Origin of the sequence: Streptomyces beigongshangae (assembly GCF_019710745.1) — a bacterium.
Lineage (GTDB): Bacteria > Actinomycetota > Actinomycetes > Streptomycetales > Streptomycetaceae > Streptomyces > Streptomyces beigongshangae.
The window spans coordinates 1-16733 of the sequence record NZ_JAHKJW010000102.1; the positions used below are offsets into that span (position 1 = coordinate 1).

Here is a 16733-nt window from a genome sequence, read left to right on the forward strand (position 1 = left end):
GCGATGCGCAAGCGAACACCCGCGCTGCGCGCGGGTGTTGCGCTTCCGCTCCGCGGACGCGCTGGCGGGACGCTGCGCGTCCCGCTCAACCCGACTGCTGCGCAGTCGGGTTGCTGCTCCGTCCGCTGCGCTCCCGGAGCTTGCGGGACTTCGTCCCGCAGCCAGGCTTCCGCTTCGCTCCAGCCTGGTCAGGCGGAGCCGCTGCGCTCCCGCGCCTGACGGTCCTTCCGGCTGCGCCTCCAGGACTGAGCCCGCTATCGCGGGCTTGGCTGGCTACAAGGGGCTGGGTGGGGGCTCCGATGGTTGGGCCCACCCGAGTCTGGTGGTGCAGTCGAAGCAGTCCACCCGCCTGAGCGCCCCGACTCTCAGGCGGGTGTTCAGGACTGCGGATCGCCGCCCTCGTCAGGGAACGCCGCATACAGGGCCTCGGCATGCACCGCATCCCACTGACTGACCCGCAGACGCTCCACCCCACCACCGTGCCGGCGCAGCTCGATCTCCTGCCCCTTGTCGAACTCCACCCGCACCCGCGGATTCCTGCACACCGCCACGGCCTCGCCGCGCATCATCTCGAACCAGACGCCGCATATGGCGTACTGGAGGTCATTGCCCCGGTGGCGTAGTACTCGCATCCGACGATCGGTCAGCAGGAGCGAAGCACGCCGCGGGAGCAGGCCCCACAGTGTGCGCCCGTACGTCACCGCGCAACCGGCCGTCATCCGCTCACCCTCAGGAACCCACCGGGACAAGCGCTCACGATCCACCGACCACTTCGCCGCTTCCACCACCATCCCCCCTCGTCTCCCCGTACAAGAGCGTCACTGTCAGGGCTCATCTACCCGGAAGCAGCACAAGAACCGGTCTTCGGCCGACCTCGTTCTGATGCAGCATGTATCATTGGCGGAAACATGGGACACATCCCAACCGCCTGAAAAGGCTCCATCAATTCCGATATGAACGGCAGAAAATGACCGGCCACCATGAATCTACCGGACCGGATCCCGCGCTGCGCAGCGATTCTGTAGATCCGGTGAGTCTGCATCAGGCGGCGGGCGGCAATGCCCGGTTGAAGCTGTTCGCGCTTCTGGCCGCCCAGGGTGTGCCCGCGAGCGAGGCGGACGACCTGGAGGCCAGGGCGGTCGCCGGGGCGCAGAGCGAGGTCGTGAAGCTGGACGGGATGGCGCCGGCCTCTCGGGGCGCGCTGTTCGCGGAGAGCTGGGACCCGCGGTGAGCGAGGCCCTGGTGGGCATCGCTCACCGCGACTGGGCGCGGCGCGGCGGCCGGTCGGCTGGAGCTGCTGAGCTGGCCGTACATATCGCGGAGGTGCGGCAGAGCGACCTGGTGCGGCTGGAGGCGCTTGTCCGGGGGACAGTGCTGCCACGCACACACCCGAACACCACGGCGCGGCGGCGGGTGCTGGAGGCGCTGGGTGAGGCCGGCGGGCTGTGCACGGCGCGGACGGTGGAGATGTCCAGCGGTGACGTCATCCTCTGCACTCGCAAGGCCGGGCACTACGACCCGGACGACCTGCCGGGTTCAAGCGCGGGAGGGCGGACGGGACGCCCCGGCGGATGGCATCTCGCGGGCGGGGCCATCTGGAGTGATATAGGTGCGGCCGGCTATCCGCACACGGCCGTCTGAAAAACCGCAGGAATTTAGGAATCGGGGAGGCGCGGAAATGTCGGCGATTCAGCTCAAGGAACACCAGGTAGATCAGCGGTCGGCGTTTCGGAAGTGGGTGGGATTCCCTGCAAGGTCATCTGTGCCCTCGCAGGGTGCCCGGGGCACGATCGTGTCAGCGACCGGATCGGGCAAGACGATCACGGCCGCCGCGTGCGCGCTGGAGTGCTTCCGGGACGGTCGGATCCTGGTGACCGTGCCGACCCTGGACCTGCTCGTGCAGACCGCCCAGGCGTGGCGTCTGGTGGGCCACCGGGCTCCGATGGCGGCGGTGTGCTCGCTGGAGAATGACGCGGTGCTCAACTCGCTGGGGGTGCGCACGACCACGAACCCGATCCAGCTTGCCCTGTGGGCCGGGTCCGGGCCGGTCGTCGTGTTCGCCACGTACGCCTCTCTGGTGGACCGCGAGGACATCGACGCACCCGAGGGCCAGCGGAACGTTCGCGGGCCGCTGGAGGCCGCTCTGGCAGGCGGGGAGCGGCTGTACGGCCAGCAGATGGCAGCCTTCGACCTCGCGATCGTGGATGAGGCCCACGGAACTGCCGGTGATCTTGGTCGGCCGTGGGCGGCGATCCATGACAACACCCGCATCCCCGCGGACTTCCGGCTCTACCTCACCGCCACCCCGCGCATCCTCGCCGCACCTCGGCCGCAGAAAGGCGCGGACGGCCAGGAGTCGGAGCTCGCGACCATGGCCGACGACCCGGACGGCACCTACGGCGCATGGCTCGCCGAGCTCGGGCTCTCGGAGGCGATCGAGCGCGAGATCCTCGCCGGGTTCGAGATCGACGTGCTGGAGATCCGCGACCCCTCCCCCGTCCGTGGGGAGTCGGAGGAGGCGCAGCGGGGCCGGCGCCTGGCCCTGTGGCAGACCGCGCTCCTGGAGCACGCCGCCGCGTGGAATCTGCGCACCGTCATGACGTTCCATCAGAAGGTGGAGGAAGCCGCCGCGTTCGCGGAGAAGCTGCCCGAGACGGCAGCCGAGCTGTACATGAACGACGCCTCGGACGACGACCTGGCCGCCGCCGACAAACTGCCGAAGTCCTCGATCGACGCGGAGTTCTACGAACTCGAGGCCGGCCGCCACGTACCACCGGACCGGGTGTGGTCGGCGTGGCTGTGCGGCGACCACCTCGTCAGCGAGCGCCGCGAGGTCCTGCGCCAATTCGCAGGCGGCATCGACACGGGCGGCCGCCGGGTCCACCGCGCCTTCCTCGCCAGCGTTCGCGTTCTCGGGGAAGGCGTGGACATCACCGGCGAGCGGGGAGTCGAGGCCGTCTGCTTCGCCGACACCCGCGGCTCCCAGGTGGAGATCGTGCAGAACATCGGCCGCGCGCTGCGGCTCAACAAGGACGGCTCCGCGAAGGTAGCGCGGATCATCGTGCCGGTGTTCCTGGAACCGGGCGAAAAGTCGACGGACATGGTCGCCAGCGCCTCGTTCCGCCCCCTCGTAGCGGTCCTCCAAGGCCTGCGCAGTCAGGATGATCGACTCGTTGAGCAGCTCGCCTCCCGCGCTCTCACCAGTGGGAAGCGCAAGGTCCACGTCCGGCGGGATGAAGACGGCCAGGTCGTCGGGGCCGGCGGCGAGGAAGAGAGCGAGGACCAGGAGCAGGGCGACACCGACGCCGCTGCCGAGTCCGCGCTACTCCACTTCTCCTCACCCCGGGACGCGGCGACCATCGCGGCGTTCCTGCGCACCCGGGTCTACCGGCCCGAGTCGCTGGTGTGGCTGGAGGGTTACCAGGCCCTGCTCCGTTGGCGGAAGGAGAACGAGATCACCGGCCTCTACGCCGTGCCCTACGACGTCGAGGTCGAGGTCGGCGTCACCAAGGCGTTCCCTCTGGGGCGTTGGGTCCACCAGCAGCGGCGCACCTACCGCACCGGTGAACTCGACCAGCACCGCAAGGAACTCCTCGACGAAGCCGGAATGGTGTGGGAACCCGGCGACGAAGCCTGGGAGACCAAACTCGCCGTCCTGCGCTCCTACCGGCGGGCACACGGCCACCTCGCTCCCAGACGCGACGCCGTCTGGGGCAACGCCGACAGTGAACTGGTGCCGGTCGGGGAACACATGGCCAACCTCCGCCGCACACACGGCCTCGGCAAAAACCCCGAACGCGCCGCAGCCCGCGCGGCACAGCTGACCGCGACCGACCCCGACTGGAACTGCCCCTGGCCCCTCGATTGGCAACGCCACCACCGCGTACTCACCGACCTCGCCGCCGACGAACCCGACGGCATCCTGCCGGCCATCCAGCCCGGAGTGCTCTTCGAAGGCGACGACCTTGGACGATGGCTCCACCGACAGTCCCGCGACTGGTTCCAGCTCTCCGAGGAGCAGCAGCGGAGACTGGCGGCGCTGGGCGTCACACCCGCCGAACAGCCCGCAGCGGCCTCGGCGGTCAAGGGGGCCGGGAAGGCGTCAGCCTTCCAGCGCGGAGTGCAGGCCCTCGCCCAGTACATCGCCCGCGAAGGCAGAACCGTCGTTGGACGGACACACGTCGAAGAACTGCCGGACGGTTCGATGGTCAGGCTGGGTGTATTTCTGAGTAACCAGAAGGCCAGGCGCGACCGTCTGGATGCGGAGCAGCGAGCAGCTTTCGCTGAGCTGGGCTACGCCTGGGCCGTAGAGCAGTCCAGGCGCGGCTGACAGCAGGCGTGTGCCGTTGGCTTGTTATGCCCATTACCGGATGAGCCGATAAGGCGTTTGGTTCTTTGTGCGGAGCGCGGAATGGGATGCGGCAGGGGCCGGGCCGGCCGATGTCGGGGCTGTGGACGTACGGTTCCTGGCTGCGGGCGGGGCGACGGAGTGTTCGCCGTGGTCGGCGGCGGCTGCCGAAGTGGCCTTCGAGCGGTGTCCGCCTCTGAGGCCGTTTCCAGTCCGCAAGGGCAAGCGCACGGCGCCGGGATGGTGGTGGTCGGCGACCACCGGGGGGCTCGTGCACTACGGGTCTGGGGCGATGCGGCTGCATCTGATGCTCCTCGACCGTGATCCACGCGTCCAAGGCCTGTCCAGCCGGCCGCTGGAACTGCGGTGGCGTGCGTCGGAGGGCATGCGGACGCATGTCCCGCAGGTGATGCTCCGGCTCACCGACGGCCAGGGGGTCTTGGCGGACTGCACTGCCGTAGGGGTGCTTTCTGGGCGGCAGCGGGCCCTCGCGGCGGTGGTCGGTGAGGTGTGTGCGGCGGTGGGCTGGCGGTACTGGGTGCTGGGTCCGGTCGATCCGGTGTACCGGCGCAACGTGACCTGGCTGGCCGGGTACCGGCATCCGCGGTACCGCGCAGGACAGCAGCTGGCGGCGACGTTGCGGGAGTCGTTCGCACGCCGTACGCCGCTGTGGGAGGGCGTGCGCAGGACCGGAGATCCGATGGTGGTCCTCCCCGCACTGTTCCATGCTCTGTGGGCGGGGCAGCTGTCCGCCGATCTGGGCGCTCCGATGCATGAGCGGATGCCGGTGTGGGCGCAGACGGCGTGATGGGGGCACGGGGCCGGGTGTCCGGCGGGCCGGTGGTGGAGGTGGAGGCCCGGGTGCGGTTCGAGGGGCGGGTCTGGACGGTAGCGGCCCTCGCTGGCGGGCAGGTGCGGCTGATCGCCGAGAACGGCGAGATAGCGGCGCTGCTGCTGTCGCTGTTGTTCGCCGACGAGGGGTTCGAGGTTGTGGCCGCGCCGGCCGTCTGCCGGGTACCGCCGCTGGGCCTGCTGGAGTCGCTACCCGCACCGGTGCGGGAGCGGGCGCTTGCCTGGGAGCGGCACGTGCGGGAGGTGGAGACCGGGCACCCCGGCGGATCCGGTGCGGCCGGCCCTGCGCGGGCTGAGTACGACCCGGAGATGCGGACGCTGGCGCAGCGGGAGGAGTCGAAGGCTGCGGAGCTGTCGGCGGCGGGGATGACCACCAGCGCGGTGACGGTGCGGCGGATGCGGGCCCGCTATCGCGACGGCGGGGTGTGGGCACTGGTGGATCAGCGGGCTGTGCGGCCCCGGTCGGCACTGGGGCGTGCGGATGAGCGGGTGGTAATCGCTCTGCTCGAGGTGCTGGAGGCCGGGCAGGAACGCTCCGGCGGGACGCTGGGGCGGCTTCGGGTGTATACCGAGCGGCTGCTGGCCGAGCGGCACGGCCCCGGGGCGGTTCCGCTGCCGTCGACGGCGACGTTCAACCGGCTGGTGCACGCTCTGGCCGACGGGCGGGGGCTGCTGGGCAATGCGCGACAGCGCCGCTGGCGCTCGGCGCGTCCGGCTCCCCCGTTCGTCCCGACGACGGTGATGGCGCCGGGTGAGCTGGTGATGATGGACAGCACCGTGCTGGATGCCTTCGTGGTGCTCGACGACGGGGTGGTGGAGCGGCCCGAGCTGACCATCGCGCTGGATGTGGCGACCCGCAGTATCTGCGCGGCCGTGCTGCGGCCGAAGGGGACCCGCAGTGTGGACGCGGCGCAGTTGCTGGCGCAGATGATGGTGCCCGCGCCGATGCGGCCTGCCTGGCCCGGGGCGCTGGCGATGGAACGCTCAGTGATCCCGTACGAGCGGCTGCTAAGCGTGGATGACCGCTTGCAAGGGGCCGCGGCGCGGCCGGTCATCACCCCGCAGACCGTCGTGGTCGATCAGGGCAAGGTGTTCGTCTCGTCCTCGTTCGTCGCCGCCTGCGGATCGCTGGGCATTTCCCTGCAGCCAGCGCCGCCGGGCAACGGGCCGGCCAAAGGGCATGTGGAGCGCACGTTCTCCTCGATCAACACGCTGTTCGCCCAGCACGTGGCCGGCTACACGGGTTCCCACACGGGCGAGCGCGGCCGGAACGTGCAAGGCGAGGCGGTATGGACGCTCGCCCAGCTGGACGACCTGCTGCAGGAGTGGATCATCTGCGGGTGGCAGGAGCGCGAGCACGACGGCCTGCGGCACCCGATGATGCCCCGCCGCGCTCTGTCACCGAACGAGATGTGGGCGGCGCTGGTCGCCGTGTGCGGGTATGTGCCGGTGCCGCTGGGGCGCGAGGACTACATCGAGCTGATGCCCGTCAAACGGCAGAAGATCAACGACTACGGCATCCGCATCGACTACCGCACCTACGACCACCGGGCCCTCAACCCCTACCGTGGCGAAGCCTCGCCGGCGGCGGACGGCCTGTGGGAGATCCACTACAACCCGCACGCCCCCGACGAAGTATGGGTGCGCCTACCCAAACCCGGCCGGCCGCGGGGGTACGGGTGGGAGGCGGTGCCGTGGATCCACCGCACCCTGGTCACCGCCCCGTTCACCGACTTCACCTGGCAGCACGTCAGGAGCACCGTCGCCCAGCGCGGCAGCCGCGTGAGCCACGAACACGACCTGGCCCTCGCACTGCGCGAGCTGCTGGAACGCGTCGCCGCCGGACACGGCAGCCGCCGGGACAAGGTCGTCGCCGCCCGGGCCCGCGCCCACGCCGCCGCGAACGAGGACGGTGCGGTGTGGGGGATCCTGTACGGCCAGCCGCCGCAGACGGAAGCCGGCAGGCCCAGCGAGGACGACGCCTTCGGCCACGGTGAGGACCTCTTCGCCGAAGACGAAGAGGAGGAGGCAGCCGACGCAGCGGGTGAGCGCCAGCTCCTTGGGCCCGCTGGCACCCGGGGCCTTGCAGCGGCCGGGGCAGAGGGCGGACAAGCGCGGCCAGCGCGAGATTCCTCCGTCACGGTCTACGACCCCTTTGAGGAATCCCTGCGATGGTGAGTCCGCTCTCCAACGACGCCGCGGGGTTCGCTCCGCTGGCCCCTCCGACCCTGTGGCAGGGCTGGGACGCCTTCGTCCACCGGGCGCCGGCCCCCGCCCGGGACGCCGACGACGGCGCCTGGTCCCAGACGGAGCGCGAGGACTACCACTCCGAACTCGCCGTCATGCGCACCCCGGCCATGGACAGTGTCTTCACCACCGTGCGACGGCTGCTGCTGGTCAACCGCCGCCAGCAGGCGGGCGCCCGGCGCGGCCTGATCATCTCCGGTCCGGCCACGACCGGGAAGACCACCACGATGATGGCGCTCGGGCGTTCCTTCCAGCTGGCCGACCAGCGTCAGCATCCCGGCAACGGCGGCAGAAGACCAGTGCTGTTCATCAGCGTGCCGCCGGCCGCCACCCCAAAGATGCTCGTCAGCGAATTCGCCCGATTCCTCGGCATGCCCATCACCGACCGCCTCAACCAGACCCAGATCACCAGCGCCGTATGCGACCTGCTGTGCGAGCTGGGCACCCAGCTGGTCCTCCTCGACGACGTCCATCTCCTGGACACCCAGCGGCGCGCCGGCGCGGAAACCTCCGACCAGCTCAACTACCTCGGCGAACGCATCCCGGCCACCTTCGTCTACTCCGCGATCGACATCGAGACTTCCTCCCTGCTCACCGGAGTGCGCGGCGCGCAGATCGCCGGCCGCTTCAAAATCTTCCGCCACCGACCTCTGGCGTACGCGACCGAGCAGGACCGGGCCGTCTGGAACGACCTCGTGCAGGCCATGGAGAATCTGCTGCGGCTGCGCGCACACCGGCCCGGAACCCTGGTCAAGCACGCCGCCTACCTCCACGCCCGCACCGCAGGGCGGATCGGCAGCCTCTCCCACCTCATCCGCGAAGCCGCCCTGATCGCCCTCACCGAAGGCACCGCACGGATCACCAAGCAGTTGCTCGCGGAGGTCGAACTCGACGCGGCCGCCGAAACCCGGGCCCGGCCGGTCCGGCCCGCACGACGGAAGCAGTAGGGCATCCGGGGTGGCGCACCGGTCCAGCACGACGGCACACAGCCGCAAGCCCGGGAACGAGCGTGCGGGAGACAAGCCGGCGGCGTCCGGCGTCCTCGTCACAGCCCTGGCCGGCGGGGCGGCCGGACGCGTGGCACCGCTGCGCGGGGAGCTGACACTGTCGTTCCTGAACCGGCTCGCCGCCCGCTACCACCTCGGCCTGCGCGACCTGCTCGCCGCCATCACCGAGACCGACGGCAGGCAAAACGTCGCCGGGACGCTCCACCCGGACAGCGAAATCCACCTCAACGCCCAGGCACGCGCGCGAGTATGCGCCCTGAGCCATGTACAGGCAGCGGTGCTGGAAAGCGCTCTGCCGGCGTGGACACGCGCAGAACCGCACGCGCACTACCCAGGCGGCCCGGCCGGCCGCCTGACCCGCGGCGAGGAAGCCGTCGCCCCGTGGGGACCCGCCTGCCCCGCCTGCTGTACCGCCCGCGCCGGACGCCGCATGACCGCCCGGCGCTACCTGGCCCCCCAGGAGCGCGTCTGCGCACGCCACCGGTACTGGCTCATGTTCCTGCCTGGAACCAGCGGCCTGCCCGTGTCCCTCGGCCAGTGCCCGGAGGTGATCGAGGCCCAGCGGCGGCATGTCCGGCTGCTGCGCCGCTCCCCTACCGGGAGGCAGGCTTTTGAGGTCGCGCGCGCCGTCACCGGAGCCTGGTGGCACGGGCTCTGGACGGCCGACGAAGACATCTGGCCGGCCCGGCTTCAGGCCACCTGGCCCGCCGGCATCGAGCCTGGCTGGTGGAAGACGGCCGCCCGTGACCTGGTCACCTACCCCGAGACCGTTGCCCTGGCACGCCTGCTGGCCAGCCGCACCCTGCAGCAGCGCACCGTCACCGAGACACGCGGCCACCTCCCCCACCGGCTAGGCGAGTTACCCCAATTGCTGACCACACTCGCAGACCAGGTCGGGCGGCCGTGGCTCGCCCACCACCTGGCCACCGTCACCCACGGGCCGCTGTTCACCTGGGCCCACTCCTGCGTACGCGCCCACACCGCCCCAGACCCTGCCACACAGACGGCACTGTGGACCGTGCATTCGGCCCACCGGCCCCGCCCCCTGAGCGACCTCCTCCCCCATCCACCGGCCGCCGACGGCGCCCCGCCCGCGCCAGGGCCCGCCAAACGGTTGCGCGGTCACAGTCTCGAGGCCGAGCGCGCCTTCACCCAAGGACTCGCCCACGCCCGCGCCTATCACGAGGCACACGGGCACCTCGCCGTACCCAAAGAAGACACCCCCGCCGGCTACCCGCTGGGCCAGTGGTTGGCCAACACACGCGCACGCCACACCCGCATGCCCGCCCACCAAGCCGCCGCCCTCACCGCCCGGTACCGGTGGTGGAACGCGCCCTGGAGCACACTGTGGCAGCGCTTCTGGCACCAGGCCCGCACTCACCACCAGGTCAACGGGCCGCTCCAGCCGGCCCGCGGCTTCCCCACCACCCGCTACAACCTCGGCGAATGGCTCTACCTCCAGTGCACCCGCTACCCCGCCCTCCACCCCGAACAGCAGCGCCTGCTCACCGAGATCGGTATCGACCGCGAGGAGGCGGCCGCTGCCCGGCCCAGACGGCGCAGTTACGCAGAACGCTTCCAGACAGGGCTCGCGCATGCCCGCGCCTTCGCCGACGCCCACGGCAACCTCGCCGCCGTCGCCCGAGCAACCCTGCAAGACGGCTACCCGCTCGGGCAGTGGCTGGCCAACCAGCGCAACCACTGGCGCACCGACCGCCAGCCCCTGCCCGCCGCCCGAGCACAGGTCCTCCAGGACATCGACCCCTGGTGGAACCCGCCCTGGCACCTGACATGGCAGCGCCACTACCACCGCGCCCGCGACGCCGCAGCCGGCCATCCCCTGCACCCGGAGAACGGCTTCGACGGTCTCGACGACGCCACCGCGCGCTGGCTGCGCGCCCAGTGCCGCGTCCACGACCAGCTCCACCCCGACCAGCAGCACCTCCTCACACTGATCGGCATCACCACCGAGGCGGCCCGCACAGCCCAGCCCCCTCCCGCAACGGCCCAGCCCCGCAGGGGACCCGTCACGCCTCCCGCGCCCACGCCCACCACCCGCCCCCGCGCCGCCTCGGCAAAACCCCCGCGAACCCAACGGGCACGCCCAACGGCAAAAACACCGACAAGCCCCGCTGCACCGTCCTCACCCCTGCCTTCCCCGAAGCCACCCGCCGCACCGCGTAGCCGCCTCGGGCACCGCCCCGATCTGGTACCCGGATTCGAGAGAGCCCTCGCGCACGCCCACGCCTACGCAGCCGAACACGGTCACCTCGCCGCCCCCCGCGACACCAACCACAACGGATTCCGGCTCGGCTGGTGGCTGTTCAGCCAGCGCAACCGCGCCAAACAACGCGCCCGTGACCGCCTGCCGCCCTCACCCCACCTCCAACAGCTGGCCGCGATCGATCCGTGGTGGAACCCGCCATGGGACCTGCACTGGCAGCGCAACTATCACCGCGCCCGCGACCATGCCGAAACAGGCCGCCCCTTCGACCCGGCCGCGCTGATCCCCTCCCCCGCCATCGCTCTTGGCACCTGGATCAGCCGGGCCTGCCTGAACTACCACCGACTCCACCCCGACCAGCAGCACCTCCTCACACTGATCGGCATCACCACCGACGTCGCCCACGCACGCACCCGCCGCGCGCACCCCTGGCACACCGCGGTCGAACACGCCCAGACCTTCGCCGAGACCCACGGCCACCTCACCGTCCCCTGCGACACCAACCACAACGGATTTCCCCTGGGCCAATGGCTGAACAAACAGCGCTACCGCACGAGAAAGACAGGCCCCACCCCCGCAGCCCACGCCCTGACCCGCATCGACCCCTGGTGGAACCCGCCCTGGGGCATGGTCTGGCAACACGCCTACCAACGGGCCCGCACCCAGCCCCACACGCCCGCCACCCGCCGCTGGATCCACAAACAGCGACGCGCCTGGCCCCTGCTCCACCCCGATCAGCAACACCTCCTCACCACCACCGGCCTCGTCGTGAGCTGACCGTTGGGCCGGTACCGGCCCAACGGGTCGCTCGCCCGACCAGCTTCGGGCGAGAACTTCGGTATCGGTCTGGCCGACGGGCCCCAGACGGCGCTGCGATGACCGATACTGGTGAGCAGGTCTGGCGTGCCCGCAACAGGGTGCACGCGGCCATCGAGTAGAGAAAGGCGGTGCGGCAGAGGTCAGATGAATCGGCTCAGGGGCTTTATGAACATTCTTTTTGTTAGCTCACAGGTGTAGCGCACCCTGCCCAAAAAGCCGAAGAAAACCTCCCCCGCAAAACCCGCCGAAAAACCCCTCTAAACGACCCCACGGGAACAGCGAACCCACGCCCCAAGGGGCTAGCAGGCCTGCCGTAAAACAACCCCGGCCCGCCCTACGGCGGCGCCGGCCCTTGGCATGCCCTCACATAACGGCACACCTGTGCCGCCTCTCCCCGTCCCAGCCGTCCCCGCACGGCTCGTTCAGGCATGAGGCGGCCCAGCCGTCACGTGCTGGAAGGGCATCCACGCGATGAACTCGTCCTCCCTCGCCCCCATCACCGGCCTCCTCGCAGGCCTCCCAGCCGTACTCGCCGGCGCCCTGGGCGGCGCTCCCTGGTGGGCCGTCGGAGGAATCGTCATCACGGCATACCTCGCCGTACCCCTCCCCGGCCTCATCCTCGAACACTCACGGCAACGAAAAGGAACACTCGTCGACGAGAAATTCGCGGCCGCACTCGACCAGATAACAGACCCCGAGAAAAGAATCCAAGCAATCATCACATACCGGCAAGCCACAGCCCCCGCGGCCGTACCGCAGCCACCACCCGACCCACCACCAGGAGCACTACCGGGAGGCCTACCACCAGGGCCCCAACCCACCGGCACAGACAGCCCCGGCCAGTCACCAGCATCCGCATAGACGAACAGGCGGCCTGCCGTGGCGCCGAGATGTGTCGACGCCCTCGGGCCACCTCAGGGTTCGACGAAAGTCAGTGTCTGAGCGTCGAGGTCCAGCTCGAGGCGGCCGCCGCCATGCTTGCGTAGCTGTCGCCAAGCGGCGTAGCCGGTCATGATCGCTTTCTCCCAGTCGGCGGCGCGCAGCACGCTGACTTCGAGGTGGGCGGTCATGTGGTCGATCGTGATGAGCAGTTCGTGGTCGACGTGGTGAACGTTTTCGAAGTAGTGGTGGCGGCTGGCGTAAGAGAAGACCAGGGCGCTGATGCCCTCCTCGATGGCGATGGCGCGGCCGCCGTCTTCGGCTTCGTCGACGCCGGGGCGGCTGCGGCGTTTGCAGCCGAGGAGGAAGCGGCTGACGGGTGACCAGCCCAGGACGGCGGCGTGGGCGAGGTGGAAGGCGTCGTGGAAGCGGTAGTCGTCCTCGACGTGATTGGCGCTGGTGAGGGGGTCGCCGGCCGGAGTGCCGTCTTCGCGAGTGAGGGCGATGACGGTGCGGCCGTCGGGCCTTGTGGTGGGGGTGAAGGTGACGGCGGTCTGTCGGGGCAGCTGTTCGTGGGGAGGGTAGTCGGCGTCGAAGCGGGTGCGTTGGTCGTCGGGGGTGACACGCCAGCGGTCTTTGGTCTTTTCCAGGCTGGCGGCGGCGATGTCCTCAAGGTCGAGGTCGAGGAGGTGGGCGAGGGTGGCGGTGTACCACAGGACGTCGCCGAGTTCCTCGCGCAGTTGCTGTTTGGACGGGCCGGCGTCAGCGCCGTCGCGCAGGCGTTTTTTGTAGGCAGTGGCCACCGAGCCGGTCTCCCCGACGAGTCCGAGCAGCGGTATCAGGACCGGGTCGGTCCCGTCGGCGGCGGGCCGCAGGGTCTTGAGGGCTGCTTGCTGATAACGGGCCAGGTGCACGCACACTCCCATGAAGGATCTTCCAACAGATCTGTCGGATTTCCCGACATCGCTCTACAGTAGGTCAGGCCGGGCGCGCTGTCCCGGAGTTGAGCGAAAGGGCCAGAAGCGGAGCATGCCGTCGCGCAGCGTCCAAGAGATCGTGAACATCGTGATCGATTTCCTGGCTGAGCACCAGGACAGGCCAAGCCACGACGTGTACGAGGAACTGGCGGCCCGGGGAAAGGACTTGCCGGTCGACTCGGTGCTGATCATGGAGGCGCTGGCGCGCATCGAGCAGCACTTCGAGGTCTCCGTCCCGGCCGACGCCGAGGCCGGGCGCTCCCTGCGTTCGGTGTGGGCGTTCGCCGAGACCGTGTACGACACCATGCAGGCGAAGGAGCACATGCAATGAACGGCAAGGCGCCGTCCCCCATCGATACCGACACCGACCAGCGGACCCGGCTGGGCCAGCGACTGAAGGCCACGCGCGAATACCTGGGGCTGTCCCAGCAGCAGGTCGCCGAGCGAACCGGCATCGTCCGCTCAGCGGTCAGCGACATCGAGCGCGGCGTACGCAAGGTGGAGGTGATGGAGCTGCAGAAGCTCGCCCGTCTCTACCGGCTGCCGGCGTCCTACTTCCTCGACGAGGAGGAGGCAGCCGACGCCGGGGAACACGCGCTCGCCGGACTGCCGCGCACCGCACGGCCGTTGAGCGAGGGCGACCGCATCGAGGTGGCGAAGTTCATCCAGTACCTGCAGGCCCGCCGCCAGGCAGAGGAAGAGGAGGCGGGCGGTTTGCGGCCGCCTCACGGGCCGGAGGGCGGTGCGTGAGCTGGAACAGTGCTCACGGCGCCGCAATGATCGCGGCCGCGCAGGCCCACAAGGCGCTCGCCGTCGACGTCGACGACTACGTCGACGTGTTCGGCGCGCTACGCCGAGCAGGCGTGGAGGTCATGGGGCAGAAGCTGGGCGGCCTGCTGGGGCTGTACATCGACGGCAGCCAGGGAGTTCCGGGGTGCCTGGTCAACACCGGTCTGGAGGAGGTGAGCATGCGGCACACCGCCGCTCACGAACTGGGCCACCACCGCATGGGCCACGGGACCAGCATCGATCATCAGGAACAGTCACCGGGCCGGTGGGGCGAGGGGTGGCCGCAGCACGAGCGGGAGGCCGAGGCCTTCGCATCCTGGTTCCTGATGCCCCGCCCTGCCGCCCGCGCCGCTCTGGCCCGCTGCGGCCTCGCGCGCCCCGAGTCCCCGCTGGACGTGTACCGGATGGCCCGCTGGCTGGGCACCCCCTACGCCACCACCGTGCGCCACCTGGTGCGGCTGAAGATGATCGACCGATCCACCGAGACCGTGTGGCTGAAGCACTCCCCCGGCACCCTCAAAGCGGAACTCACCGACGGACTGCCGCTCGGACCGCAGGCGCACATCCACGTGCTCACCCCCGCCGCGCACGCCGCCACCGTGCACGTGACCGCCGGCGACTGCCTCCTGCTCGCCGTCCCCGGGGCGGGCTACGACCACCTGCCCGCAGGCTTGACCAGCACACCGCCGGACACGGCCGGCCAGCTCTCCTTCCTGGGCTCGGTACCCGCACCGGAACAGGGCCGCGCGGCGTGGGTGACACAGAAATTGGCCGCGGACAGCACCGTGACGGCCACCACCGACAGCGCGGAAGTGTTCCGCGTGACCTTGCGGCGCACTCCCGGCCGTGAAGGGGCCGACCGCTTCTGGGCCTGACGGCCCGCACCACCGCACGGCACCCACCGACCCTCCAATCAGGAGCGAGCCGATGCACACGTTCACCGTCGACGCCCCGGACCTCTCCCGTGCATGGCTGGAAGCCTGCACTCGCCTGTCCGAGATACCGGGCAAGAAGGCCTTCCACACCGTGGTGCGCATCGCCAATCCCCTGCGAGAAGATCCGCATCTGCGCGCCGAACTGGACCGGCTGCGCTCCGCACGCACCAAGACGCCGCTCTACCCCATCGACACGGTCGTCAACACCCTCTTCCCCGCCCAACTCGCCGCCACCTGCACCACCCACGACGAGCTCACCAACCGCTACCGCACGCTCTATCCGCGGCTGAGCAAGATCAGGCGCAACGCCCACGGCACCTACTTCGGACGGCTCGTCGCCTACCCGGGCACCTTCGAGAAGCCAGAACCGGTCGACCAACTCGCCCGCGTCATCCAGCGCTTGGACAAGCTGCGCACCTCAGCGAAATGGAGCGCCGTCTACGAGGTCGGCACCGCCCATGTCACGGACGACGACGAGGCATGGGAAGAGGAACCGCCGCAGAGCGCAGCGGGCACCGAGGCCGTCATCAGGGCTTCCGCCCTGGACACGCAGACGCTGGACTTCCCCTGCCTGAGCCACTGCTCCTTCCAGCTCGACAGCACCACCAACCCCGTGCACCTGGCCGCCTACTACCGCAGCCACTACATGTTCGACCGCGCCTACGGCAACTATCTCGCTCTGGGACACCTGTGCGCCTGGGTCGCCCGCCACGCCCAACTCACGCCGGGAACACTGACCGTCATGGCCGGATGCGCCCGCCTCGACTGCACCAAGTCCGAACTCGGCGCCCTCCAGCACTCCCTCACCACACCGCTCTTCGGCCTCGGCGCATGATCCTCGCCTGCAAGAGAGTGCGTGCAGAATCGACGTGCGGTGAATCGGACGAGGCCACAGCGGCGAGAGCCCGACCCTAGGTGTTCAGGCCCCACTTGGGCGGGAACCAGGCCCGCAGCGGCGCCGCGTCCTGCCGATATGTCTGTTTGATGCGGCTGCGGCCGCTGATGCCGGCGATGTCCGGGTGGGCCACCCGCGCGTACTTGTCGACCTCGCAGAACAGATTCTGGCAGTCGATCAGCTGCAGCGGTCGCCCCTTCAGCCCCGCGAAGGGCAGCTGCAGACGGGCGAAGTGCTCCTGCTGGGTGTCAGCCATGTAGCGGATGACATCGGCCTCGATGCCGTCGGCGGCAGGACCGAAGCACTTGCGGATGCCGTCACGCGCACCAGGGCCGGGCACGACGAAGTCCATCTCCGAAAAACCCAGCTGCGGCGCGTAGTTCAGATCGACGGTGAACTGGTAGGCAAGGAACGGGCCGAGCGCCGGGTAGCCGAGGAGCACCTCGTATGCCTCACGCATCACGGCTGCCCTCTGCACGCGATCCGGCGCGCCGGTGGTCATCATCATCTCCAGCAGCCGCAGGTGGTTGCGGTGCTTGCGCTCCTCACCCAGCTGCGGCGGAGGCACGATGTAGGCAGCCGAATACAACCGCTCCCCCCGGGCGAACGCCGCTGACAGCACCCGGTCGTAGACCCGGTAGTCGTACGTCTCCCAGCGCACCTCCCCCACCTCGCGGGAAAGCAGCTGCCAGGTGGACTCCTTATTGAAAATCTTGAACAGCAGCGTGCGGAAGAACACGTCCTCCCATTCCTGCGGGCCC

General features: G+C 69.9%; 14 protein-coding genes. 11 read left to right on the forward strand and 3 right to left on the reverse strand.

What is annotated here, in order from left to right; translation table 11 throughout:
- Positions 1-377: 377 nt before the first annotated feature.
- Positions 378-791, reverse strand: coding sequence for a hypothetical protein (locus tag KM933_RS37195; protein WP_221361481.1), 414 nt, complete (start codon positions 789-791; stop codon positions 378-380).
- 239 nt (positions 792-1030) lie between these two features.
- On the opposite strand from KM933_RS37195, the gene KM933_RS37200 reads away from it, so the two are divergent.
- The 7 genes from KM933_RS37200 (at position 1031) to KM933_RS37230 (ending at position 11455) form a co-directional block, all read left to right on the forward strand.
- Positions 1031-1231, forward strand: coding sequence for a hypothetical protein (locus KM933_RS37200; RefSeq protein ID WP_221361483.1), 201 nt, complete (start codon positions 1031-1033; stop codon positions 1229-1231).
- On the forward strand, positions 1228-1641 hold the full coding sequence (locus tag KM933_RS37205) for a hypothetical protein (protein WP_221361485.1): 414 nt from the start codon (positions 1228-1230) through the stop codon (positions 1639-1641). Before KM933_RS37200 ends, KM933_RS37205 begins: the two co-directional genes overlap by 4 nt.
- 37 nt (positions 1642-1678) lie before the next feature.
- Positions 1679-4330: a DEAD/DEAH box helicase gene (locus KM933_RS37210; RefSeq protein WP_221361488.1), complete on the forward strand. Its 2652-nt coding sequence runs from the start codon at positions 1679-1681 to the stop codon at positions 4328-4330.
- Positions 4331-4520: 190 nt separating this feature from the next.
- Positions 4521-5156: a TnsA-like heteromeric transposase endonuclease subunit gene (locus tag KM933_RS37215; RefSeq protein ID WP_308013671.1), complete on the forward strand. Its 636-nt coding sequence runs from the start codon at positions 4521-4523 to the stop codon at positions 5154-5156.
- Positions 5138-7378 carry a Mu transposase C-terminal domain-containing protein gene (locus tag KM933_RS37220; RefSeq protein ID WP_308013668.1) on the forward strand — a complete coding sequence of 747 codons (2241 nt, stop codon included), beginning with the start codon at positions 5138-5140 and terminating at the stop codon, positions 7376-7378. Before KM933_RS37215 ends, KM933_RS37220 begins: the two co-directional genes overlap by 19 nt.
- Positions 7372-8394, forward strand: a complete 1023-nt coding sequence (locus KM933_RS37225; protein WP_221361490.1) for a TniB family NTP-binding protein — start codon at positions 7372-7374, stop codon at positions 8392-8394. The genes KM933_RS37220 and KM933_RS37225 overlap by 7 nt, the downstream gene beginning before the upstream one ends.
- 10 nt (positions 8395-8404) lie before the next feature.
- Positions 8405-11455: a Helicase associated domain protein gene (locus KM933_RS37230; RefSeq protein ID WP_308013669.1), complete on the forward strand. Its 3051-nt coding sequence runs from the start codon at positions 8405-8407 to the stop codon at positions 11453-11455.
- A 956-nt stretch (positions 11456-12411) separates the two neighbouring features.
- Here the strand turns inward: KM933_RS37230 and KM933_RS37235 are convergent.
- Positions 12412-13290, reverse strand: coding sequence for a nucleoside triphosphate pyrophosphohydrolase family protein (locus tag KM933_RS37235; protein WP_308013670.1), 879 nt, complete (start codon positions 13288-13290; stop codon positions 12412-12414).
- A gap of 115 nt (positions 13291-13405) precedes the next feature.
- Here KM933_RS37235 and KM933_RS37240 point away from each other — a divergent pair, with 115 nt between their 5' ends.
- Genes KM933_RS37240 through KM933_RS37255 form a run of 4 tightly spaced genes read left to right on the forward strand, consistent with a single transcriptional unit; the run spans position 13406 to position 15912 of the window.
- Positions 13406-13684: an acyl carrier protein gene (locus KM933_RS37240; RefSeq protein ID WP_221361494.1), complete on the forward strand. Its 279-nt coding sequence runs from the start codon at positions 13406-13408 to the stop codon at positions 13682-13684.
- Positions 13681-14103, forward strand: a complete 423-nt coding sequence (locus KM933_RS37245; RefSeq protein WP_221361496.1) for a helix-turn-helix domain-containing protein — start codon at positions 13681-13683, stop codon at positions 14101-14103. The genes KM933_RS37240 and KM933_RS37245 overlap by 4 nt, the downstream gene beginning before the upstream one ends.
- Positions 14100-15017: an ImmA/IrrE family metallo-endopeptidase gene (locus KM933_RS37250; protein WP_221361498.1), complete on the forward strand. Its 918-nt coding sequence runs from the start codon at positions 14100-14102 to the stop codon at positions 15015-15017. The genes KM933_RS37245 and KM933_RS37250 overlap by 4 nt, the downstream gene beginning before the upstream one ends.
- A 52-nt stretch (positions 15018-15069) precedes the next feature.
- Positions 15070-15912 carry a thymidylate synthase family protein gene (locus tag KM933_RS37255; RefSeq protein ID WP_221361500.1) on the forward strand — a complete coding sequence of 281 codons (843 nt, stop codon included), beginning with the start codon at positions 15070-15072 and terminating at the stop codon, positions 15910-15912.
- A gap of 76 nt (positions 15913-15988) precedes the next feature.
- On the opposite strand, the gene KM933_RS37260 is transcribed toward KM933_RS37255, so the two are convergent.
- Positions 15989-16733, reverse strand: a 745-nt coding sequence (locus KM933_RS37260) for a nucleotide kinase domain-containing protein (protein WP_221361502.1), incomplete at its 5' end; no start/stop codon positions are given.

What these genes read in the sequence shown, in the direction of transcription:
- KM933_RS37195 (WP_221361481.1), bottom strand. Translation starts at nt 791, where the DNA reads ATGGTGGTGGAAGCGGCGAAGTGGTCGGTGGATCGTGAGCGCTTGTCC.
- KM933_RS37210 (WP_221361488.1), top strand. Translation starts at nt 1,679, where the DNA reads ATGTCGGCGATTCAGCTCAAGGAACACCAGGTAGATCAGCGGTCGGCG.
- KM933_RS37225 (WP_221361490.1), top strand. Translation starts at nt 7,372, where the DNA reads ATGGTGAGTCCGCTCTCCAACGACGCCGCGGGGTTCGCTCCGCTGGCC.
- KM933_RS37240 (WP_221361494.1), top strand. Translation starts at nt 13,406, where the DNA reads ATGCCGTCGCGCAGCGTCCAAGAGATCGTGAACATCGTGATCGATTTC.
- KM933_RS37245 (WP_221361496.1), top strand. Translation starts at nt 13,681, where the DNA reads ATGAACGGCAAGGCGCCGTCCCCCATCGATACCGACACCGACCAGCGG.
- KM933_RS37255 (WP_221361500.1), top strand. Translation starts at nt 15,070, where the DNA reads ATGCACACGTTCACCGTCGACGCCCCGGACCTCTCCCGTGCATGGCTG.